The following is a 17,501-nucleotide window of genomic DNA, read 5'->3' as shown; positions in this document are numbered from 1 at the left end:
CCGACGAGTCCCCGGAGGTGTCGCGAGCACGCCCATGAAGGGCGCCTGCATCCACCCAAGGGAGTTCCATGCTTCGTCCCACCCAGACCCGGCACTGGCCGCGGCATTCCGCCCTCGCGGCGGTGATGGCGCTGCTGGTGTCCGTCCTGTCTTCGCCGGCGTCGGCGCAGACGCAGACCAATACCCAGGCCACCCAGCGCGCCATCAACTTCCTCAGTGGCGACGTGGCCACGTGGACGGCGGAGAACGGCTGCGTGGCGTGCCACCGCGCCGGCGCTTCGGCGTTCGGCCTGGCCGCGGCGCGCGCCAACGGCTACGACATGAACGCCGTCTCCAGCAACGGCCAGTCGAACGCGGCCAACCTGGAGTACCTGGGCGCGCGCATCAAGGCGCAGCAGCTGGCCAACGGCTCGTGGATCCACGACAACAACACGTTCCGCAACGAGAAGACGTCGTACGCGACGTTCGGCCTGGCCGGGTACGACCAGAACGTGTCCACGCAGTACAGCAGCTCGCTGGTGGCGGCGGCCAACTGGGCCGTGGCCAACCAGGAGGCCAGCGGCCGGTGGGCGTCCGACCACGCCAGCTTCCCGGTGGACCACGGCAGCGTGCCCACCACCGCGCGCATCATGACGGGCCTGTCGCAGGCCAAGCAGCGCGTGGACCCGGCGCGCGCCGCGCAGTACCAGACGGCGCTGGACCGCGCCGCGGCGTACCTGCGCGCCAACCTGGACAACAACGACACCACCGCCACCGGCAACGGCATGCCCTACACCTTCCAGGTGGCCTGGGCCGTGGTGGGCCTGAAGGCCGCGGGCCCCGGCCCCAGCGGGGAGAACACCGCCGCCATCACCACGCTGGCGAACCGGCTGCTCGCGCGCACCTCGCCGGGCAACCCGGGCTGGGGTGACCTGGCCAACGCCGCCGCCAACGACGTGGCGACGGGCAGCGCCATCTACGCGCTGTGCCTGGCCGGCCGCGAGCCCGCCACGGACACGCGCGTGCGCAGCAGCATCGAGTGGCTGAAGACGCGCCAGTCCGCGGACGGAAGCTGGCGCACGGGCTCCGCGACGTTCGACATCCCCACCACCTTCGCGTCGCTGGGCCTGTCGTGCTTCGGCGACTTCAGCGTGCAGGTCACCGTGGTGGGCGAGAACCGCAAGGAGCTGGTCATCGGCAGCGCGACCGCGCAGCAGGTCACCTTCACCTTCCGCGTGAAGAACCACGGCTACCAGGCGGACACGTACACGCTGAGCACCTCCGGCGGCATGCCCGGCTGGGCGTCCTTCCCCAACCCGGTGAGCCTGTTCCTGCCCGCCGGCGGCGAGGGCAACGTCACCGTCACCGTGCTGGCGCCCCCCAACCTGCTGCCCGCGCTCACGGGTGAAATCACGCTCACCGCGGCCTCCGGTGGCGCGCCCGGCGTGTCCGGCGCCGCCCGCGTCAACGCGTACACCCCGCCGCTGCCGCCCGTCACGGGCCTGGCCACGGTCACCACCATCCAGGCGCCCGCGGTCAACGCGCACATCACCATCGGCCTGGGCAACACGCTGTCGGCGCGCGTGCGCGACGCGAACAACAACCCCGTCGTCGGCCCCACCAACGGCGTGGTCACCTTCTTCGTGGCGGGCGTGCCCGTGGGCGCGGACGCGGACGTGGACGGCGACGGCCTGTTCACCTTCTCCTGGATTCCGCCCACCGACGCCTGGACCGTGACGGGCACGCAGGACTTCCGCGCGGTGTACTCCGGCATCGAGCGCCCGCCGCCCATGGCCAACCTGCTGGGCAGCACCGACTCGCGCACCGTCATCATCGACCCGTTCCCGCACCTGACGCCCATGGTGACCATCGGCAACCCGCCGGCGTTCACCCGCGAGACGACGCTCGACATCTGGGGCTACGCCACGCCGCGCGCGCCGGGCGCCACCGTCATCTACGCCGCGTTCATCATCAATGGCGGGGACCCCATCGTCCTGACGCCGGGCAACGGCGGCCTCATCTTCACCACCATCACCCTCTCCGAGGGCCCGAACATCATCCAGATGACGGCGCGCGACAGCTTCGGCGGCGTCACCACCAAGCAGGTGAACCTCACGGTGGACCGCGTGCCGCCGGTGCTCACCATCCTGGCGCCGGTCAACGGCGCGGCGCTCGGCTCGCTCCAGGTGCAGGTGACGTCGTCCGTGCAGGACACCACGCCGGTGCGCGTGGAGACGCAGTGGGTGGCCTCGTCCATCCTCGAGTTCGGCAACGGCACGGTGGAGCACACGGTGCCGGTGAACTACGGCGACCAGGTCATCCTGGTGCGCGCCACCGACAGCGCCTTCAACGTGACGGAGAAGCTCGTCTTCCTGTGGGTGGACCCCGGCACGCCGGTGGTGAGCACCAACCCGGGTGACAACCAGCTCTTCGGCCCGCTGCCGGGCCACTCGCTCAACTACACCATCAACGTGCAGTCGCTGTCCGCGACCACGGTGCGCATCAACAGCGGCGCGCCCTTCCAGTTGCCGCGCGGCGGCGGCGCGGTGCAGACGGCGCTGACGCTCACCCCGGGCGTCAACAACCTCTCCATCGTCACCACCTCCGAGACGGGCGTCTCCACCACCACCACGCGCCGCATCAACTACGACACGCAGGCGCCCAGCGCGACGATGGTGACCCCCGCCGTGGGCGCCACGGTGAGCGGCACCATCACCCTGCGCGCGCGCGTCACGGACAACTTCGGGCCGCTGAACAACATCGGCTTCAGCCGTGACATGTCCGGCATCCGCGCCGGCACGCTGCAGGCGGACGGCACGTACACCGCGTCGCTCGACACCCGCGAGCTGCTCAACGGCGCGCACACCGTCGACGTGTGGATGACGGACGGCGTGGGCAACTTCACCGTCCAGAGCTTCAACTTCTTCGTCAGCAACTGATGCCTTCCGGCTCCGGGGTGGCCGCGTCATGGGGCCACCCCGGTCCGCCGGAGGTGTCGCGGGCCGGATTCGCGGCCCGCGACGTAGCGTGGGGTTCGCGCGGCCGCCGCCCCTGAACGGGCGACGCCGGCACGGGACCTCGGGCCGCTGGGAGGTTCAGCGCGCGGTCGGCGCCCCGACGTGCGGCGCCAGCACTCCACCCCGGCCTTGCTTCGAGAGGGCTCGCGGGGGCGCCGCCCCGGACCTCAGGCCAGCTTCGCGGCGAGCTCCGCGTGGTCGGCCTTCCGGGCGCGGTCCGCGGCCGTCTCGCCGTTCGCGTTGCGCAGGGCGCGGTCGGCCCCCTTCTCCAGCAACAGGCCGACGATCCTGTCGAACCCATTGCGCGCCGCCGTGTGCATGGGCGTATTGCCATCCACGTCCGGGATGTTCGGGTCGGCGCCCTGCGCCAGCAGGTGGCCGACCGCGCCCTCGATGCCCTTCCACGCGGCGAGGAACAGCGGCGTGGCCCCGGACTCGTCGCGGGCGTTCAGGTCCAGCCCCGGCTGGTGCTGGAGGATGAGCTGCAGCGACGCGAAGCGCTTCATGGCCGCGTAGTGCAGCAGCGACTGGCCCTCGTGCTCGGTGAGCTTCGACGCATCGACGCCTCGCGCGAGCATCCGGGTGAGGACCTCGTTGGGCTGCTGGAGTCCGATGGCCATGGCCACGGGCGTGAAGAAGATGGGCTGCTTCGCGTCGCCCAACTGCACCCGCTCGTCGAGCGGCGAGCCCGCGTCGACCAGCGCGAGCACCAGCTCCGCCGGCAGGTGACCGATGAGCGCCTTCGCGAGCGCCGTCTCCCCCGCCGTGTCCCGCCCACCCGCGTCCGCGCCATGCGCCAGCAGGAGCTTCACCGCGTCCGTGGCCATCGCCTCGCGCGCGTCCTCCTCGTAGCCACCGTCCTTGCGCTGCTTGAACAGCGCGACGACGTGGTGCAGCGGCGTGTTCCCACCGGCCACGGGGGCGTTGGGGTTGGCGCCGGCCTTCAGCAGCGCCTCGACGATGCCCAGGTGGTGGGCGGAGAGCGCCAGCATCAGCGGGGTGATGCCGCGGTCCTGGCCGCTCCCATCCGGCTTCGCGCCGTGGGCCAGCAGCACCCGCACCGCGCCGAGCGCGTCCGGGAACGTGCCGCGCAGACACGCGTGGTGCAGCGCGGTCCAGCCCACCTCCTCGTCGTCCTCGGCGCCCTGCGCGGCGTCGACCGGCGCACCCGCCTCGACCAGGGCCGTGAGCACCTCCGCCGGGATGCTGCCCGCGCGAGAAGCCGCGACGCCCAAGGGCAGCCGACCGAACTCGCCCTTCTTCTGGAGGTCGGCGGGGGTGGCCAGCGAGCGGACGGCCGCGACATCTCCCTGGACGATGGCTTCGTGCAAGGTCGTGGACATGGAGTTCCTTCATCACCAGCGGGTGTGCGCGCCTCTTTGCCACGCTCCCCCGACGGCTGTCAGCGTGAAGCAGGCGAGCATCGGCCATGACGCGGCAGGCCGAGGAGGAAGTCGCGGATTGCGCGTGCGCCCACGGCCTTCCGTGTATCGGCCTCTCGGAGACCGAGAGCTGGGCGGCCGAGGGAGCACGTGCCAGACCTCGGGACGTCGCGGGTGTTGAACCCGTGTGAGCACTCGGCGGGCGGACACGGAGGGGGGGCTTCCGGGCGTGAGCGTCGCGCGGCGCTTCCACCACTCGGTGGGGGACTTCCTCCGCGGCCTCACGGCGGTGGAGAAGCGCTTCTGGGTGCTGGTGGTGCTGGTGGGCCTCATCGCCGGGCTGGGGGCCGTGGCCCTGCTCAAGGTGCTGCGCTTCACCCAGGGGGCGTTCTGGAGGAGCGGCTCGGAGGACTTCCTGGCGGGCGTGGCGGCGGCCCCCTCCTGGCGGCGCGTGCTCATCCCGGTGCTGGGCGGCGCGCTGGTGACGCTGCTGTCGCTCATCGTCGGCCAGCCGCTGCGAGGCCACGGCACCGCGGGCATCATCGAGTCCATCTGGGTGCGCTCCGGCCGGCTCCCGCTGCCCCGGGCGCTGCTGCGGGGGCTCGTCTCCATCCTCGCGGTGGCCATGGGGGCGCCGCTCGGCCGCGAGGGCGCGCTCCTGTCCACCGGCGCGGCGAGCGGCTCGTCGCTCGCCCGGGTGCTGCGGCTGGGGCCGGGCCAGGCGCGCCTGCTCGTCGCCTGCGGCGCGTCCGCGGGCATGGCCTCCGCGTACAACGTCCCCGTCGGCGCGGCCCTCTTCGGGCTGGAGGTGCTGCTGGGCAGCTTCGCGCTCGACCTGTTCGGCCCCATCGTCGTGTCGTGCGTGGTGTCGACGCTCGTCTCGCGGCTGCTCATCGCGGACCACCCCAGCTACGTCATCCCCGACTACGCGCTGACGCACCCGCGCGAGCTGGTGCTGGCCCTGGTGCTGGGCGCGGTGATGGGCGTGGCCTCGGCGCTCTACGTGCGCGGCATCAACGTCATGTCGGACCTGCTGGACCGGGCCGCCGGCTGGCTCGCGCCCTTCCTGCCGCTGCTGGCGATGACCGGGGTCGGCCTCATCTCGCTGTGGCTGCCGCAGCTGCTGGGCAACGGCTACGACGCCGTGAACAGCGCCCTGCTGGGCCACACGCCGCTGGTGCTGCTGCTCATCCTGCCCCTGGCCAAGCTCCTGATGACGTCGCTGTGCGCGGGCGCGGGGGTGCCGGGCGGGCTCTTCACGCCGTCCCTGTTCTACGGCGCGCTCCTGGGCGGCGCGTTCGGCATGCTCGCGGAGAGGCTGCTGCCGGGCAGCGCGCCGAGCGGGGCCTACGCGCTGTTGGGCATGGGCGCGGTGCTGGCGGGGACGACGCACGCCTCCGTGTCCGCCGTGCTGCTCATCTTCGAGCTGACGGGTGACTACCCGCTGGTGCTGCCGTTGATGCTCAGCGCCGTGGTGTCCGCCGCCATCAGCCGGCGCCTGGAGCCCGAGTCGCTCTACACGTCCGTGCTCAACCGCCGCAACGTGCGCATGCCGGCCACCATCCCCCACTGGCTGCGGCAGGAGGGGGCCCGCGCGCTGCTCAAGCCCATCCACCAGCGCGTGTCGCCGTCCGCGCCCTTCCAGGAGGTGGTGGCGGTGCTGCTGGAGCTGCGGCCCGGCGAGGACCTCTACGTCACGGACGACGCGGGGCGCTACCGCGGGGTGCTGGTGCTCGACGACCTCAAGGGGCACCTGCCGGACCACTCGCTGCTCCAGGCCACCATCGCCGAGGACATCATGGACACCGCCGTGAAGCCCATCACCCCGGAGCTGTCCCTGGGCGAGGTGGCGGCCACCTTCTCCGAGACGGCGCTGGAGCGGCTGCCCGTGGTGGACGGGTCGCGCCGCCTGCTGGGCACCATCTCCAAGGGAGACCTGCTGCGGCAGGGGACCTTCTGAGGCAACCACCATGGCCACCACGACACGACGGCCGACACTCGAAGGACCCGCGCGGACCTGGAGCATCGCGGCCTTGCTGCTGATGTGTGTCGTGCTGGGCTCCGTGCTGCTGTACCGGCCGGGCCCGTCCGTGCCCCACGACCGCCGCGCCCCGTCCCACCCCGCGCGCGCCGAGCCACGCGAAGCCCCGGGCGAGCGCCCCCTCTCCCCGGAGGAGCGCCGCTCCATGTACCGCGCCTGGCCCATGTTCGAGGGTTGGCCCCTGCCCCAACCTCCCGCCGGGGAACAGCAGCCCCCCGACGAGGGCACCCCCACGGAGCAGGGCTCCCAGCCAACACAGCGCCGCTGAGCGCATCACCCCCACGGATTCCGAGAGGTTGCACGGCGCCGTGACACCTGGGAGCCCCGACGGGGGCTCCTACCTCCCTGGTCACGGGATGTGGGCCCCTCCTGCTAGGGTGCCGACCCAGGAGGTCACAAGCCCTTGCTCCAACCTATTACTCGGGTCATGCTGGTGATTGCCACCTTGTCAGGTATGGCAGCGGTCGCGGGAGAAGCAGCGCTGGAGCCGAAGATGCGCAAGCGTCACATCACCCTGGCGGCGGACACGCCCGAGCGCACGCACGTGGTGGCGGTGGCCGGGGACACCGCCACGGTGCTGCTGTTCGACTCGCCCCTGGTGCCCTCCAGCGTGGAGGTGGGCGCGTCGCGCGAGCGCTTCGAGCGGCTGGAGGTCACCGAGCGCGCCCTCGTCCTCATGCCTCGCGAGGACCTCGCGCCCCGCGAGCGCGTGCTCGTCTCCGTGCGCTTCGCGGATGGCCTCATGCCCCAGCGCCTGCAACTGGCGCTCGTCAGCGACCCGGCCACGCTGGACCTCCAGTTGCGCGTCTCCCGCACCCCGCTCGCGCCGGAGGCCCTCCAGCAGCGCGTGCTCGACCTGGCCCGGCGCTGCGAGGAGACGGGCGGCTTCGGCGCCGTCCTCCACACCCAGGACCTGGGGGGAGCCCTCACGCAGGGGAGCTTCATCGTCGAGTCGTTCGACGGCGTCGCCACCCTCCAGCCCCAGGTCTCGGGTGGGCGCGTCTTCCGCTCCACCAGCTTCGCCGCGCTCGAGGTCCACCTGACACAGCCCTCGGACGCGGCGCCCTGGCGACTGGAGCGCATCGAGCTGGAGCACCGGGGAGCCCGCCTCCGGATCCACCCCCTCCAGGAGGAGGTGCCCATGCATCGCCCCCGGGCCGCGGGACGGATCCTCCTGGAGGTCCCCGCCCCAGAGGCCCTGGCCGACGGCGCGCAGCTCGTCCTCCACCTGTTCGACGGGGAGACCTCCCGACACGTCACGGTGAGGGGCCGGGTGGAGGTGTCGACCCGATGAACACGGACCATCCGCTCGGGCTCCGCCCCGGAATGCAGGTGGGCCCCTGGCGCATCCAGCGACAGCTGGGCGCCGGGTCCTTCGGCGCCGTGTTCCAGGTGGAGCACGCGGGTCAGCGTCACGCCCTCAAGTTCGCGCTGCGAGGCCCCGGCAGCGAGGACCTGAACCAGACGGACGCGCGCGCGGCGCGGGAGCTGGCGTGCCTGCTCCAGGCGGCCCACCCCAACGTGGTGCGCGTCTGGGCCCACGGCCGGTGGCCGGACGCGCGCACCGGCTACCACTACGTCGTCCTCGACTACGTCGAGGGCACCACGCTCGCCACCTGGGTGGAGCGCTCCGCGCCCTCCGCCCGCCGGGTGGCGCGCCTGTTCTCGAGGCTGGCGTGGACGCTCGGCGAGCTGCACGCGCGCACCGTCTTCCACCGCGACCTCAAGCCGTCCAACATCCTGGTGCGCGCCGACGACGAGGAGCCGGTGCTGGTGGACTTCGGCAGCGCGGACCACGCCGAATCGCGCCCCCTCACCGAGGGGCCGCTGCCGCCGGGCACGCCCCAGTACCGCAGCCCGGAGGCCCTGCGCTTCCAGCGCGAACACCACGCGCGCCCGGACGCGCGCTACCCGTTCCGCGCCACGGACGACCTGTACGCCCTGGGCGTGACGCTCCACGAGGTGCTGACCGGTGCGCCCGCGTACTCGCGCACCCTGCCGCGCGAGCTGCTCGTCGAGTACATCGAGACGCGCGACCCCGCGCCCGCGTCCTCCCTGAATCCGCGCGTCCCCCAGGCGCTGGAGGCCCTCGCGCGGCGGTTGATGCACAAGCAGTCCGAGGCGCGCTTCCCGGACGGCGCCGCGCTCCACGAAGCCCTCGAGGCGGCGCTGCGGGGAGCCACCGCGGAGTGGGACGTCCCGCTCCATCCCCGAGTCCCCGCCGCGACGGGGACCGTGCCCTCCTCGCCCCCGGAGTCCACGCCGCGCCACGAGACGCCCCCGACGCGCTCGCGGGGGGCCTGGGGCCTCTTGGGCGCGGTCGCCCTCATCGGCCTGTCGGGCCTCGTGGGCTGGAGCACCTCGGCGCGCCACCCAGGCCCCCCCTCCGCGTCCCCTCCGAGCCCGCGCGTCGCCGCCGTGGGCCCGGCGGGCGGTCCAGCCGGCACCACGCCCCTCGGGCCGAGCCTCACCGCGGCCCCCGTCGCCGCGACGAAAGCCCCGCCGTCACCCCCGGCCCCCCAGCCCTCCGTAGCGCCCACCCCACCCCCGAAGGAGCAGACCGTGAAGCCCTCCGCCAACACGCCCGCACACCCCAGGTCCCCTCCAGCCCCTCGCCGGCTGCGTGACACGCTGGCCCGCTGCACCGTGGGCATGGCCGCCGCCGCCAGCCTCCAGTGCGCGGGAGCGCCCGGCGCCGGTCCCGGCCCGGGAGAGCGGCCCCGCAGGGGTCCATGCCCGCCCGAGGTCCTGGAACGACAGACCGAGTGGCTCAGCGAGAACCAGTACTCGGGCTACCCCAAGGTCTTCTACCCGAACCAGCAGGACTGGCTCTTCGTCGACGCCTCCTGGGACGAGCGCAAGGGCTTCGACATCCCGCAGCCTCCCTACAAGCCGGGCCCCATCACCAGCCGGGTCTACGGCGGGCGGACCTTCCCCAAGGGCAGCCTGCTCACGGGCTGGGTGTACGCGGACGCCGCGGGGTTGGAGGTCCAATACACGGAGATCCAGGTCGTCCCGGACGCGCCCAACTCCACCCGGCTCCCCCGCGAGCTGTATCTCAAGAAGGGCTTCACCCTGCCCATCTGCGCGCGGCTGGGGACGCATACCCAGCGCAGGCTGCGCCCCCTGGACGACTCCGTCCCCGCGTCCGAGTTCATGTACTCGGTCAAGGCGGGGTTGTTCGTGGTCGACCACTGGTGAGGGGGTCGAGGCCTGGGAGGCGGGCTACTTCTTCTTCTGCTGCATCGCGGAGGCGACCAGGTTCATCAGCTTGAGCTGCACCGGGGACAGCTTGCGCAGGTTGCGCATCAGCCGGCGCATCTCCGGGGTGTCGTCCTCGCGGCCCTTCGGCCCGCCCTTGTCCTTCGCCGGCGGGGGCGCCGCCAGGTCGTCTCCCAGGCCGAGCAGCTCGTGGGGCGGGACGCTGAGCACCACACACAGCCGCCGCAGGTTCTGCACGCTGGGCAGCATGTGGCCACGCTCCAGGCGCCCGTAGACCTCCGACGCCATGCCGATGCGCTCGGCCACATCCGCTTGCGTCAGCCCCATCCGCACCCGGGCGGCCCTTGCCGCCGCTCCCAGCATGCTCGCCAGTTCTGTGTCCATGCGTGTGTCAGTCGTCCACGAGAGGAGGGCCCTGGCTCCAGGCACCTCGGTGGCCCCTAGATAACCCTGAAGGTCGGGTACTTTCACCATACCTTCAGCGTTTTTTCAAACGCGCGCGACGCAGCGCGACACCCTCGCGCGCACCTCCGCCGTGCCCCTCGCGAGGGCCTCGGGACACGACGCCGTGGACGGTCTGCCTCCTCGGGATTGGACGGTGGCGGGCCTCGCGGCGTTCCCTCCGCGCGCTCACGCCAGGGGCGTGTCTCCGCCCTCGCCCTCCATCACGTCCAGCAGCGCGCGACGGCGCTCCGCGGCGGTGAAGAACAGGGACAGCGGCAGGCCGAAGAAGACGGCGTGCACCACGATTTGGGGGAACTGGGGCACGTCGAGGAACCAGGGGAAGTAGCCGCGCGCCACGAACTGGAAGCCCACGAACCACACGGCGATGCCGAACAGCATCCCCACCGCGGCCTGGAACTCCCAGCGGCCACGGCCATCCGGCGGCAGCATCGCGTCCAGGAACGAGTAGAAGACGCCGGCGATGGCGGACAGGGCCAGGTGGACGAGCACGGCGGGGAGCACCAGGCGCCCCACCGGGTAGTCCGCGCCGAAGGCCGGCGGGCCCAGCACCATGCCCGCGGCCATGCGCACCGGCCGCGCCAGGCTCTCCCCCGCGGCGAGCGCCAGCACCACCTCCGACAGGGCCAGCACCACGCCCGCGACGATGCCGAACAAAAGCCCGTTGGTGGCAGACCAGGGGGTGTACCTCCGCCGTGCCATGGCTTCTCCTTGTCCGGGGCCACGCTCGCCCCCATGGAGCAACGTGGCCACGCGGGACGCGGGCGGGCAGCCGGGGCGCGGCGGCGGCTCGGGGCGCCGGCCCCTCCACGGCCGCGCGACCAATCCCCCACGCCCGCTCGCCTGTCGTTTCTTCCGGCCGCTCGCCTGCCCTGCTGTAACTCCTTCAGCCTGGCGCCGCCCCCGCCCGCACCTCCAGGCGAGTCCTCGCGCACTCAGGCGTGGGCACGCGACTGGCATGGGAGAACGGCTGATCATGCCGCAGCACGCCCGCCAGCGCCCACCGGGGCCCCACCGCATCCACTACTCGCCCCAGGCGTGGCGGGAGGTGGGGCGCATGCCCTCGGAGGCCTTCGTCGACCTCCAGGCGACGCTGGAGCGGCTGGGCGAGGCGTCCGTGCGCGGCGCCATCCCCACGGAGCCCGGCACCTTCCGGCACGTGCTCGCCCGGCACGGGCTGGTGCTGGACTACGCCTGGGACGAGCGCTCGCGCACGCTGACGCTGCTGGCGGTGGCGCGCGGGCCGTGAGGCGGGCGCGCGCGCGCCTCACGCGGCCATGGGCAGGAGCTGCCGCACGGCGTCCAGCAGCTCCTCCACGGAGAAGGGCTTGCGCAGGAGGCCGTTGGCGCCGGAGGGGATGTCCGTGGTGACGGCGGTGAGCACCATGACGGGCACGTCGCGCAGCCGCGCCTGGCCCTGGCGGTACGCGAGGAACTCGTGCCCGTTCATCTCCGGCATCATCAGGTCGAGCAGGATGAGGCTGGGCGCGTAGCGCGGGTCCTCCAGCTCCTCCAGCGCCTCGCGGCCGTTGGTGGCGATGGTGACGTCGTAGCCCTCGCCCTCGAGAATCTCCGCGATGGCCGCGCGGATGTCGTCTTCGTCTTCCACGACGAGCACACGGCTGTGCTTCTCGGCGCTGGCCATGGTCGGAGCATAAGGGCGCCCTCCCCCGGCCGCGACCGGCGCCCGGGCGGACACGGCGAAAGTGGACAGATAAGGCGGCCCTCCCGCGAGCGCGACGCGCGCCCTCCGGGGTCGACTCGCGCGCGCGCCGGCCCCGCGCCCCGCGTCGCGCGGCGGAGCGGACGTCACGGGTGCCGCGCGAGCGGACCGACGCGGCACCCGCCAAGTCGGCCTCCCGCCTGGGAAACGTACATTCCCGCACGGCGGCCTCCGGCCGTGGACGGCGGGGACTTACCTCCGCGCCGGAGCGCGCCCACCCTACGGACCGACATGTCCCTCATCGCGGATGAATGGAGCAGCGCGCCTCGCGCGGGCGTCGGAGCGGAGCCGGGGTGGAAGGCGCGCGCCTGGCGGGAGCTGTGCGCCGCGCGCGCCCGGCTGCTGGGCATGCTCGCGGGCCTCCCCGAGTCGACGCTGCTGCGGCAGCACTCGCCGCTGATGTCGCCGCTCATCTGGGACGTGGCGCACGTCGCCAACTACGAGGAGCAGTGGCTGCTGCGCGCCCTGGGAGCGCCGGCCCTCACCGACCCCGCGTTCGACCGCATCTACGACGCGTTCCAGCACCCGCGTGGCACGCGCGCCGCCCTGCCGCTGCTGCCGCCAGAGGACGCCTTCGCCTACGCCGCGCGCGTGCGCGAGGCCGTGCGCGAGCACCTGGCGGACGGCGTGCCCGAGCGCGGCGACACGCCCCTGCTCCGCGGCGGCTACGTCTTCGGCATGGTGGCGCAGCACGAGCAGCAGCACGTGGAGACGCTGGCCGCCACGCTCCAGCTCATGACGGAGGTGGAGTACCGCCTCCCGCCCACGAGCCCGCGGCCCCACCCGGGCCCGGTGCCGCGCCACGAGGTCTTCATCCCCGGCGGCGTGGCGCGCCTGGGCAGCGAACACCCGTGGGCCTACGACAACGAGCGGCCCGCGCACACGCGCGCGCTGTCGCCCTTCTTCCTCGACGCGCACCCCGTGACGAACGGCGAGTACCGCGGCTTCGTCGAGTCCGGCGGCTACGACGACGCGCGCTGGTGGCACCCGGAGGGCTGGGACTTCGTCCAGGCCGAGCGCCTGCGCCACCCGCAGTTCTGGATGGCCCAGGAGGGCTCGCGCTGGCTGCGCCGGCGCTTCGGCCAGGTGGAGCGGCTGCCGTGGGACGAACCCGTGCAGCACGTGTGCTGGTACGAGGCGGACGCGTACGCGCGCTGGGCCGGCAAGCGGCTGCCCACGGAGGCCGAGTGGGAGCGGGCCGCGCACGGGGGGGACGGCGTGGCGCGCGCGCACCCGTGGGGCGACGCGCCGCCCACCGCCGGGCACGCCAACCTGGGCGGAGACGCGTGGGGCCCGCGCCCCGTGGGCAGTCACCCGGAGGGCCGCAGCGCGGAGGGCGTCTGGGGCCTGCTGGGCGACGTCTGGGAGTGGACCGCGAGCGACTTCACGCCCTACGCCGGCTTCGAGGCGTTCCCGTATCGGGAGTACTCGGAGGTGTTCTTCGGCGACGGATACAAGGTGCTTCGAGGGGGGGCCTGGGCCAGCGCGCCGGTGGCGGTGCGCAATGGCTTCCGCAACTGGGACTTCCCCATCCGCCGGCAGATCTTCGCCGGCTTCCGGTGTGCACGCGACGGGAGGTGACGGGATGAGGGTGACGGTGCAGCCAGAGGAGATGCCGGGGAACGAGGTGCGCGGGGTCCCCGGGGTGAGGGTGGACGTCCACGTCCGGCCCGGCGACGCGAAGCGCGCGCTGCGGCAGGAGGTGCTGCGGGGGTTGTGCGGCTCGCCCAAGGAGCTGTCGCCCCGGTGGCTCTACGACGAGCGGGGCAGCCAGCTCTTCGACGACATCACCCGGCTGCCGGAGTACTACCCCACGCGGCGCGAGCGCGAAATCCTGCTCGCCCACGCGGGGGACGTGGCGCGGCTGAGCGGCGCGACGACGCTCATCGAGCTGGGCAGCGGCACCAGCGAGAAGACGCGCCTGCTGCTCGACGCCATGCTGGAGGCGGGGCAGTTGTCGCGCATCGTCCCCTTCGACGTGAGCGAGGGCTTCCTGCGCCGCGCGGCGGCGTCCCTGGCGCGCGAATATCCGGGCGTCGCGGTGCACGCGGTGGTGGGCGACTTCCACCACCACCTGGACCGCCTCCCGGAGGGAGGCCGCCGGCTGGTGGCCTTCCTGGGTGGCACCATCGGCAACCTCAAGCCGCCCGAGCGCGCGCGCTTCCTCGGGGAGCTGTCCGCGGGGCTGCGGCCGGGGGACGGGCTGCTGCTGGGCACGGACCTCATCAAGGACCGCGAGCGGCTGTACGCGGCCTACAACGACAGCGCGGGCGTGACGGCGGAGTTCAACCGCAACGTGCTGCGCGTGCTCAACCGCGAGCTGGGCGGGAACTTCGACCCGGACGCCTTCGAGCACTTCGCGCCCTTCGACGAGCACCACCACTGGGTGGAGATGCGGCTGGTGTCGCGGCGCACGCAGTCGGTGTGGCTGACCACGCTCCGCCGCCGCGTGGAGTTCGCGGAGGGCGAGGTGCTGCGCACCGAGGTGAGCTGCAAGTTCCAGCAGCCGCGCGTGGAGCAGGAGCTGGCGGAGGCGGGCCTGCGCCTGGCGGCGTGGTGGACGGACGAGGCGGGTGACTTCGCCTTGTCCCTGGCGCTGAAGGAGTGAGGAGGACCGGGCGCGTGGGCGGGCCGCCTTCCAGCGGCCACCGCTTCGCGCCTGCGTGTCCTGGCTCCGCGGTGCGGCATGAGGCGATGGCCCTTCCACCGGGCCATCGCGGTCTTCACGACGACGGGACTAGCGCCTGGGCTGGCGGCGCGAGGAGACGCGCACCGGCACCGGCTGGGCCACGGGGCGGGTCCACGCGTACCAGAGCGCGGCGAGGACGGTGACGGCCAGCCCCCCGGCGGCCAGCATCCGCTCCCCCACGGGGCTGAGGTCCACGGTGGCAAGGTGAAGGGGGAGCATTCCGGTGAACGACATGCGGGGACTCCTTGCGGGGCACTGCGTGGAGGTCCTGGATGGGAGGGAGCTCACCCATCACGGGCCGGGGAACTGCAGGTTATGGATTCGCGACGGATTCGGGAAGTCCCCGCGTGACGAAGGCGACACGGCGTGCACGGAAGTGCACCCATCGTCCCGAGGTCGGAGGCCACCGGTCCATCGTTTCTTCCATAACGCGTGAGACGCCCGGCGCCCGTCCGTTGTTCATCCGCGCCCCGCGCCTGCCTGCCCCCTCGCGCCGCGAGTCAACCGGGGACACCCGCCCGTGCGCGCGCCTCGAGGAGGCGCATCAGCTCCACCTTCATGCACCGGTCCTGCACCACGCGGATGCCCGCGCGGGCCAGGCGCTCGGCCGCGGCGTCGTTGCGGATGCCCAGCTGGAACCAGACGGCGCGGGGCCGCTTCGCCAGCAGGTCGTCCACGTGCGCGTCGATGTCCTCTGGACGACGGAACACCTCCACCACGTCCACCGGCCCGGGGATGTCCGCCACGGCCGCGTACACCGGACGCCCCAGGATGGGCTCCGTCTCACCGTGCACCGACACCGGGACGATGTCGTAGCCGTGGGCCTGGAGGAACGCCGGCACCGCATGCGCGGGCTTGTGCGCGAAGCGCTCGGAGCGGATGCCGAGCACCGCGACCCGGCGCGAGTGCGCCAGCACGTCCCGCACGCCCGCGTCGTCCTCGACGAGGTTCTGTCTCCAGTCGTCCATGACGCCTCCCGGGGGAAAGCTCGGCATCCCCACGCGCGACGGCGAGTCGCGCCTCCAGGAGATGCCCTCCGCGCCCGGACGTCGCGCGCCAGGGCAGGCGGGCACCCGGCGCTAGCGGGGCGCGGCCGTCTGGATTTCGATGGTGCGGCACGCCTCGGTGGCCAGGAGCACGTCCTCGCCGGAGGCGCCGGGCAGCGTGGCGCAGAGGAAGAGGTCCTGCCCCACGCGACGCGCGCCGAGCAGGGCGGGAGCCGGGGTGCCCAGCCCTCCGTCGCCCAGCTTGGGCGTCAGGGTGACGCGCAGGAGGGAATAGGTGTCCGAGGACTCTTCCTGGTCCAGCGACACCTCCATGCTCTTGGATTCGGCGCGCACGCGCTCCGCCAGCTCGTCGACCTTGGGGAGCTGCGCCCCCTGGCCGCGGCGGAGGTCCACGCGCAGCACCGGGCGGCCGGGCGGGCCCGCCTGGAAGCTGTCGTCCGGGGCCACCTGCGCGGACCAGCCGTCCGGCAGGGGCACCTTCACGCCCGAGCGTCCGGACGCCGAGCCCTCCGAGGAAGTGGCCGGGGAGGCCCCCTCCTCGTTGCAGCCCTTGCAGCCGGACAGCAGGCAGAGCGCCAGCGCGAGGGCGGGCGCGAGGTGAGCCCCCCGACCCACGGCCTACTTCTTCTCGCCGCCAGGCGGAGGAGGGCGGGAGGCGTTGCCCAGGTTCTCCATCTTGAGCGAACCCTCGAAGATGACGCCGCGGTCCATGGACAGCGACGGCGTCTCCAGGTTGCCCTTCACGCGACCCGGCGTCTTCAGCTCGATGATCTGCGTGGCCTTCACGTTTCCTTCGACCTGACCGTTGATGATGACGGTGCCGGCCTGGATTTCGGCCTGGACCTTGGCGCCATCACCAATGACGAGCACGTCCTTGGTGATGATCTGCCCCTGGAACTTGCCGTCGATGCGGACCTGCCCCTCGAAGGTGAGCTTTCCCTCGAACTCGCTCCCCTTGCCCAGGAGCGTATGAACCTCACCAGAGCGCTGCGACACGGATTCCTCCTCCCGCTTGAACAGAGGCTTGCTGGGTACTTCGTCTTTCTTCCCGCCAAGGAGCGCCACGCGCTACTCCTTCCTGAGCAGCTTCAACAGCCGGTCCAGGTCATCGTAGGAGAAGAAGTCCACCTCGATGGTGCCCTTTCCGGGGCTTCGCTCGGTCAACCGGACCTTCGTCCCCAGACGACGCTGGAGCTCCTCCACCAGCGACTTCACCTGCGGGCTCTGCTTCGGCGGCGTCTTGCCCGCATCCTTCTTGCCGTGGGTGCGACTCTGCTGGACCAGCCGCTCCGTGTCACGCACGGAGAGCTTCTTCTCCGCGACCTGACGGGCCAGGTTCTGCATTTCGGGCAGGCGGGGGACCCCCAAGAGGGCCCGGGCGTGCCCCATGCTGAGGGAGCCGTCCGCCACCATGTTCTTCACGTCCGCCGGGAGGGCGAGCAGGCGCAGCGCGTTGGCGACGGTGGAGCGGTCCTTGCCCACGCGCTGGCTGATCTGCTCCTGCGTGAGGCGGAACTCGTCCGTCAGGCGCTTGTAGCCCTCCGCCTCCTCGATGGGGTTCAAGTCCGCGCGCTGGAGGTTCTCGACGAGGGCGAGCTCGAAGGCCTGGACCTCCGTGACGTCCTTGACGATGGCGGGCACTTCCTTGAGGCCCGCGGCCTGGGACGCGCGCCAGCGGCGCTCGCCGGCGATGATGCGGTAGCCGTCACCGTCCTTGCGGACGATGATGGGCTGGAGGATGCCCTGGGCCTTGATGGACTCGGAGAGCTCCTTGAGCTTCTCCTCGTCGAAGTAGCGCCGGGGCTGGTCCTTGTCCCGGTGGATGGCCTCGATGGGGAGCTTGAGGACGCCGGCCTTGAGCGCGGCCTGTTCGGCGGCCTTGCCGGGAGCGGCCTGGGGGATGAGCGCGGAGAGCCCGCGGCCGAGGGCCCGCTTCTGCGTGTCGGGTTTCACCAAGAGATGACTCCAGCGCCGCGAGG

General features: G+C 72.7%; 17 protein-coding genes. 8 read left to right on the top strand and 9 right to left on the bottom strand.

All coding sequences use genetic code 11. The features are described 5' to 3' along the window. Positions 1-68 precede the first annotated feature (68 nt). Positions 69-2,918: an Ig-like domain-containing protein gene (locus LZ198_RS29425; protein ID WP_253975419.1), complete on the top strand. Its 2,850-nt coding sequence runs from the start codon at positions 69-71 to the stop codon at positions 2,916-2,918. Between the two features lie 245 nt (positions 2,919-3,163). On the opposite strand, the gene LZ198_RS29420 is transcribed toward LZ198_RS29425, so the two are convergent. Further along, positions 3,164-4,339 carry an ankyrin repeat domain-containing protein gene (locus LZ198_RS29420; protein WP_253975418.1) on the bottom strand — a complete coding sequence of 392 codons (1,176 nt, stop codon included), beginning with the start codon at positions 4,337-4,339 and terminating at the stop codon, positions 3,164-3,166. A 268-nt stretch (positions 4,340-4,607) separates the two neighbouring features. Here LZ198_RS29420 and LZ198_RS29415 point away from each other — a divergent pair, with 268 nt between their 5' ends. From LZ198_RS29415 to LZ198_RS29400, 4 genes are all read left to right on the top strand, one after another. Beyond that, positions 4,608-6,338, top strand: a complete 1,731-nt coding sequence (locus LZ198_RS29415; RefSeq protein WP_323383011.1) for a chloride channel protein — start codon at positions 4,608-4,610, stop codon at positions 6,336-6,338. A gap of 10 nt (positions 6,339-6,348) precedes the next feature. Continuing rightward, positions 6,349-6,687 carry a hypothetical protein gene (locus LZ198_RS29410; protein WP_253975417.1) on the top strand — a complete coding sequence of 113 codons (339 nt, stop codon included), beginning with the start codon at positions 6,349-6,351 and terminating at the stop codon, positions 6,685-6,687. A 159-nt stretch (positions 6,688-6,846) separates the two neighbouring features. Then, positions 6,847-7,713 carry a DUF2381 family protein gene (locus LZ198_RS29405; RefSeq protein ID WP_267145491.1) on the top strand — a complete coding sequence of 289 codons (867 nt, stop codon included), beginning with the start codon at positions 6,847-6,849 and terminating at the stop codon, positions 7,711-7,713. Continuing rightward, positions 7,710-9,620, top strand: a complete 1,911-nt coding sequence (locus LZ198_RS29400; protein ID WP_253975416.1) for a serine/threonine-protein kinase — start codon at positions 7,710-7,712, stop codon at positions 9,618-9,620. The genes LZ198_RS29405 and LZ198_RS29400 overlap by 4 nt, the downstream gene beginning before the upstream one ends. A gap of 24 nt (positions 9,621-9,644) precedes the next feature. Here LZ198_RS29400 and LZ198_RS29395 read toward each other — a convergent pair whose 3' ends face one another. Next, the gene (locus LZ198_RS29395) at positions 9,645-10,025 is read right to left on the bottom strand and encodes a helix-turn-helix domain-containing protein (protein WP_253975415.1); all 381 of its coding nucleotides are present in this window, start codon (positions 10,023-10,025) and stop codon (positions 9,645-9,647) included. A 246-nt stretch (positions 10,026-10,271) separates the two neighbouring features. After that, positions 10,272-10,805 carry a hypothetical protein gene (locus tag LZ198_RS29390; protein ID WP_253975414.1) on the bottom strand — a complete coding sequence of 178 codons (534 nt, stop codon included), beginning with the start codon at positions 10,803-10,805 and terminating at the stop codon, positions 10,272-10,274. A 274-nt stretch (positions 10,806-11,079) separates the two neighbouring features. Between LZ198_RS29390 and LZ198_RS29385 the strand changes: the two genes are divergently transcribed. Continuing rightward, positions 11,080-11,352 carry a hypothetical protein gene (locus LZ198_RS29385; RefSeq protein ID WP_253975413.1) on the top strand — a complete coding sequence of 91 codons (273 nt, stop codon included), beginning with the start codon at positions 11,080-11,082 and terminating at the stop codon, positions 11,350-11,352. An 18-nt stretch (positions 11,353-11,370) separates the two neighbouring features. On the opposite strand, the gene LZ198_RS29380 is transcribed toward LZ198_RS29385, so the two are convergent. Beyond that, entirely contained in the window at positions 11,371-11,748 is a 378-nt protein-coding gene (locus tag LZ198_RS29380) for a response regulator (protein WP_253975412.1), read from the bottom strand. A 309-nt stretch (positions 11,749-12,057) separates the two neighbouring features. On the opposite strand from LZ198_RS29380, the gene egtB reads away from it, so the two are divergent. Then, the gene (egtB, locus tag LZ198_RS29375) at positions 12,058-13,407 is read left to right on the top strand and encodes an ergothioneine biosynthesis protein EgtB (protein ID WP_253975411.1); all 1,350 of its coding nucleotides are present in this window, start codon (positions 12,058-12,060) and stop codon (positions 13,405-13,407) included. A gap of 4 nt (positions 13,408-13,411) precedes the next feature. After that, entirely contained in the window at positions 13,412-14,434 is a 1,023-nt protein-coding gene (egtD, locus tag LZ198_RS29370; protein ID WP_253975410.1) for an L-histidine N(alpha)-methyltransferase, read from the top strand. A 129-nt stretch (positions 14,435-14,563) separates the two neighbouring features. Here the strand turns inward: egtD and LZ198_RS29365 are convergent, their stop codons facing one another. The 5 genes from LZ198_RS29365 to LZ198_RS29345 form a co-directional block, all read right to left on the bottom strand. Continuing rightward, entirely contained in the window at positions 14,564-14,749 is a 186-nt protein-coding gene (locus LZ198_RS29365; RefSeq protein ID WP_253975409.1) for a hypothetical protein, read from the bottom strand. Between the two features lie 266 nt (positions 14,750-15,015). After that, positions 15,016-15,483: a CoA-binding protein gene (locus LZ198_RS29360; RefSeq protein ID WP_253975408.1), complete on the bottom strand. Its 468-nt coding sequence runs from the start codon at positions 15,481-15,483 to the stop codon at positions 15,016-15,018. Positions 15,484-15,594: 111 nt separating this feature from the next. Then, positions 15,595-16,137 (bottom strand): hypothetical protein, encoded by a 543-nt coding sequence (locus LZ198_RS29355; RefSeq protein WP_253975407.1) that lies wholly within the window; start codon positions 16,135-16,137, stop codon positions 15,595-15,597. Between the two features lie 3 nt (positions 16,138-16,140). Continuing rightward, positions 16,141-16,587 carry a bactofilin BacM gene (gene bacM, locus LZ198_RS29350; RefSeq protein ID WP_253975406.1) on the bottom strand — a complete coding sequence of 149 codons (447 nt, stop codon included), beginning with the start codon at positions 16,585-16,587 and terminating at the stop codon, positions 16,141-16,143. Between the two features lie 3 nt (positions 16,588-16,590). Next, positions 16,591-17,478: a ParB/RepB/Spo0J family partition protein gene (locus LZ198_RS29345; RefSeq protein ID WP_253975405.1), complete on the bottom strand. Its 888-nt coding sequence runs from the start codon at positions 17,476-17,478 to the stop codon at positions 16,591-16,593. Between the last annotated feature and the right edge of the window lie 23 nt (positions 17,479-17,501).

The organism is Myxococcus dinghuensis (assembly GCF_024198235.1).
GTDB classification, from domain to species: Bacteria; Myxococcota; Myxococcia; order Myxococcales; family Myxococcaceae; genus Myxococcus; species Myxococcus dinghuensis.
Note: the sequence above shows the minus strand (reverse complement) of the source record. Positions and strands in the feature narration are given on the sequence as shown.

Bases quoted from the DNA above. Each gene is read 5' to 3' on its own strand.
- LZ198_RS29425 (WP_253975419.1), top strand. From the start codon at position 69: ATGCTTCGTCCCACCCAGACCCGGCACTGGCCGCGGCATTCCGCCCTC.
- LZ198_RS29420 (WP_253975418.1), bottom strand. From the start codon at position 4,339: ATGTCCACGACCTTGCACGAAGCCATCGTCCAGGGAGATGTCGCGGCC.
- LZ198_RS29410 (WP_253975417.1), top strand. From the start codon at position 6,349: ATGGCCACCACGACACGACGGCCGACACTCGAAGGACCCGCGCGGACC.
- LZ198_RS29405 (WP_267145491.1), top strand. From the start codon at position 6,847: ATGCTGGTGATTGCCACCTTGTCAGGTATGGCAGCGGTCGCGGGAGAA.
- LZ198_RS29400 (WP_253975416.1), top strand. From the start codon at position 7,710: ATGAACACGGACCATCCGCTCGGGCTCCGCCCCGGAATGCAGGTGGGC.
- LZ198_RS29395 (WP_253975415.1), bottom strand. From the start codon at position 10,025: ATGGACACAGAACTGGCGAGCATGCTGGGAGCGGCGGCAAGGGCCGCC.
- LZ198_RS29390 (WP_253975414.1), bottom strand. From the start codon at position 10,805: ATGGCACGGCGGAGGTACACCCCCTGGTCTGCCACCAACGGGCTTTTG.
- LZ198_RS29385 (WP_253975413.1), top strand. From the start codon at position 11,080: ATGCCGCAGCACGCCCGCCAGCGCCCACCGGGGCCCCACCGCATCCAC.
- LZ198_RS29380 (WP_253975412.1), bottom strand. From the start codon at position 11,748: ATGGCCAGCGCCGAGAAGCACAGCCGTGTGCTCGTCGTGGAAGACGAA.
- egtB (WP_253975411.1), top strand. From the start codon at position 12,058: ATGTCCCTCATCGCGGATGAATGGAGCAGCGCGCCTCGCGCGGGCGTC.
- egtD (WP_253975410.1), top strand. From the start codon at position 13,412: ATGAGGGTGACGGTGCAGCCAGAGGAGATGCCGGGGAACGAGGTGCGC.
- LZ198_RS29365 (WP_253975409.1), bottom strand. From the start codon at position 14,749: ATGTCGTTCACCGGAATGCTCCCCCTTCACCTTGCCACCGTGGACCTC.
- LZ198_RS29360 (WP_253975408.1), bottom strand. From the start codon at position 15,483: ATGGACGACTGGAGACAGAACCTCGTCGAGGACGACGCGGGCGTGCGG.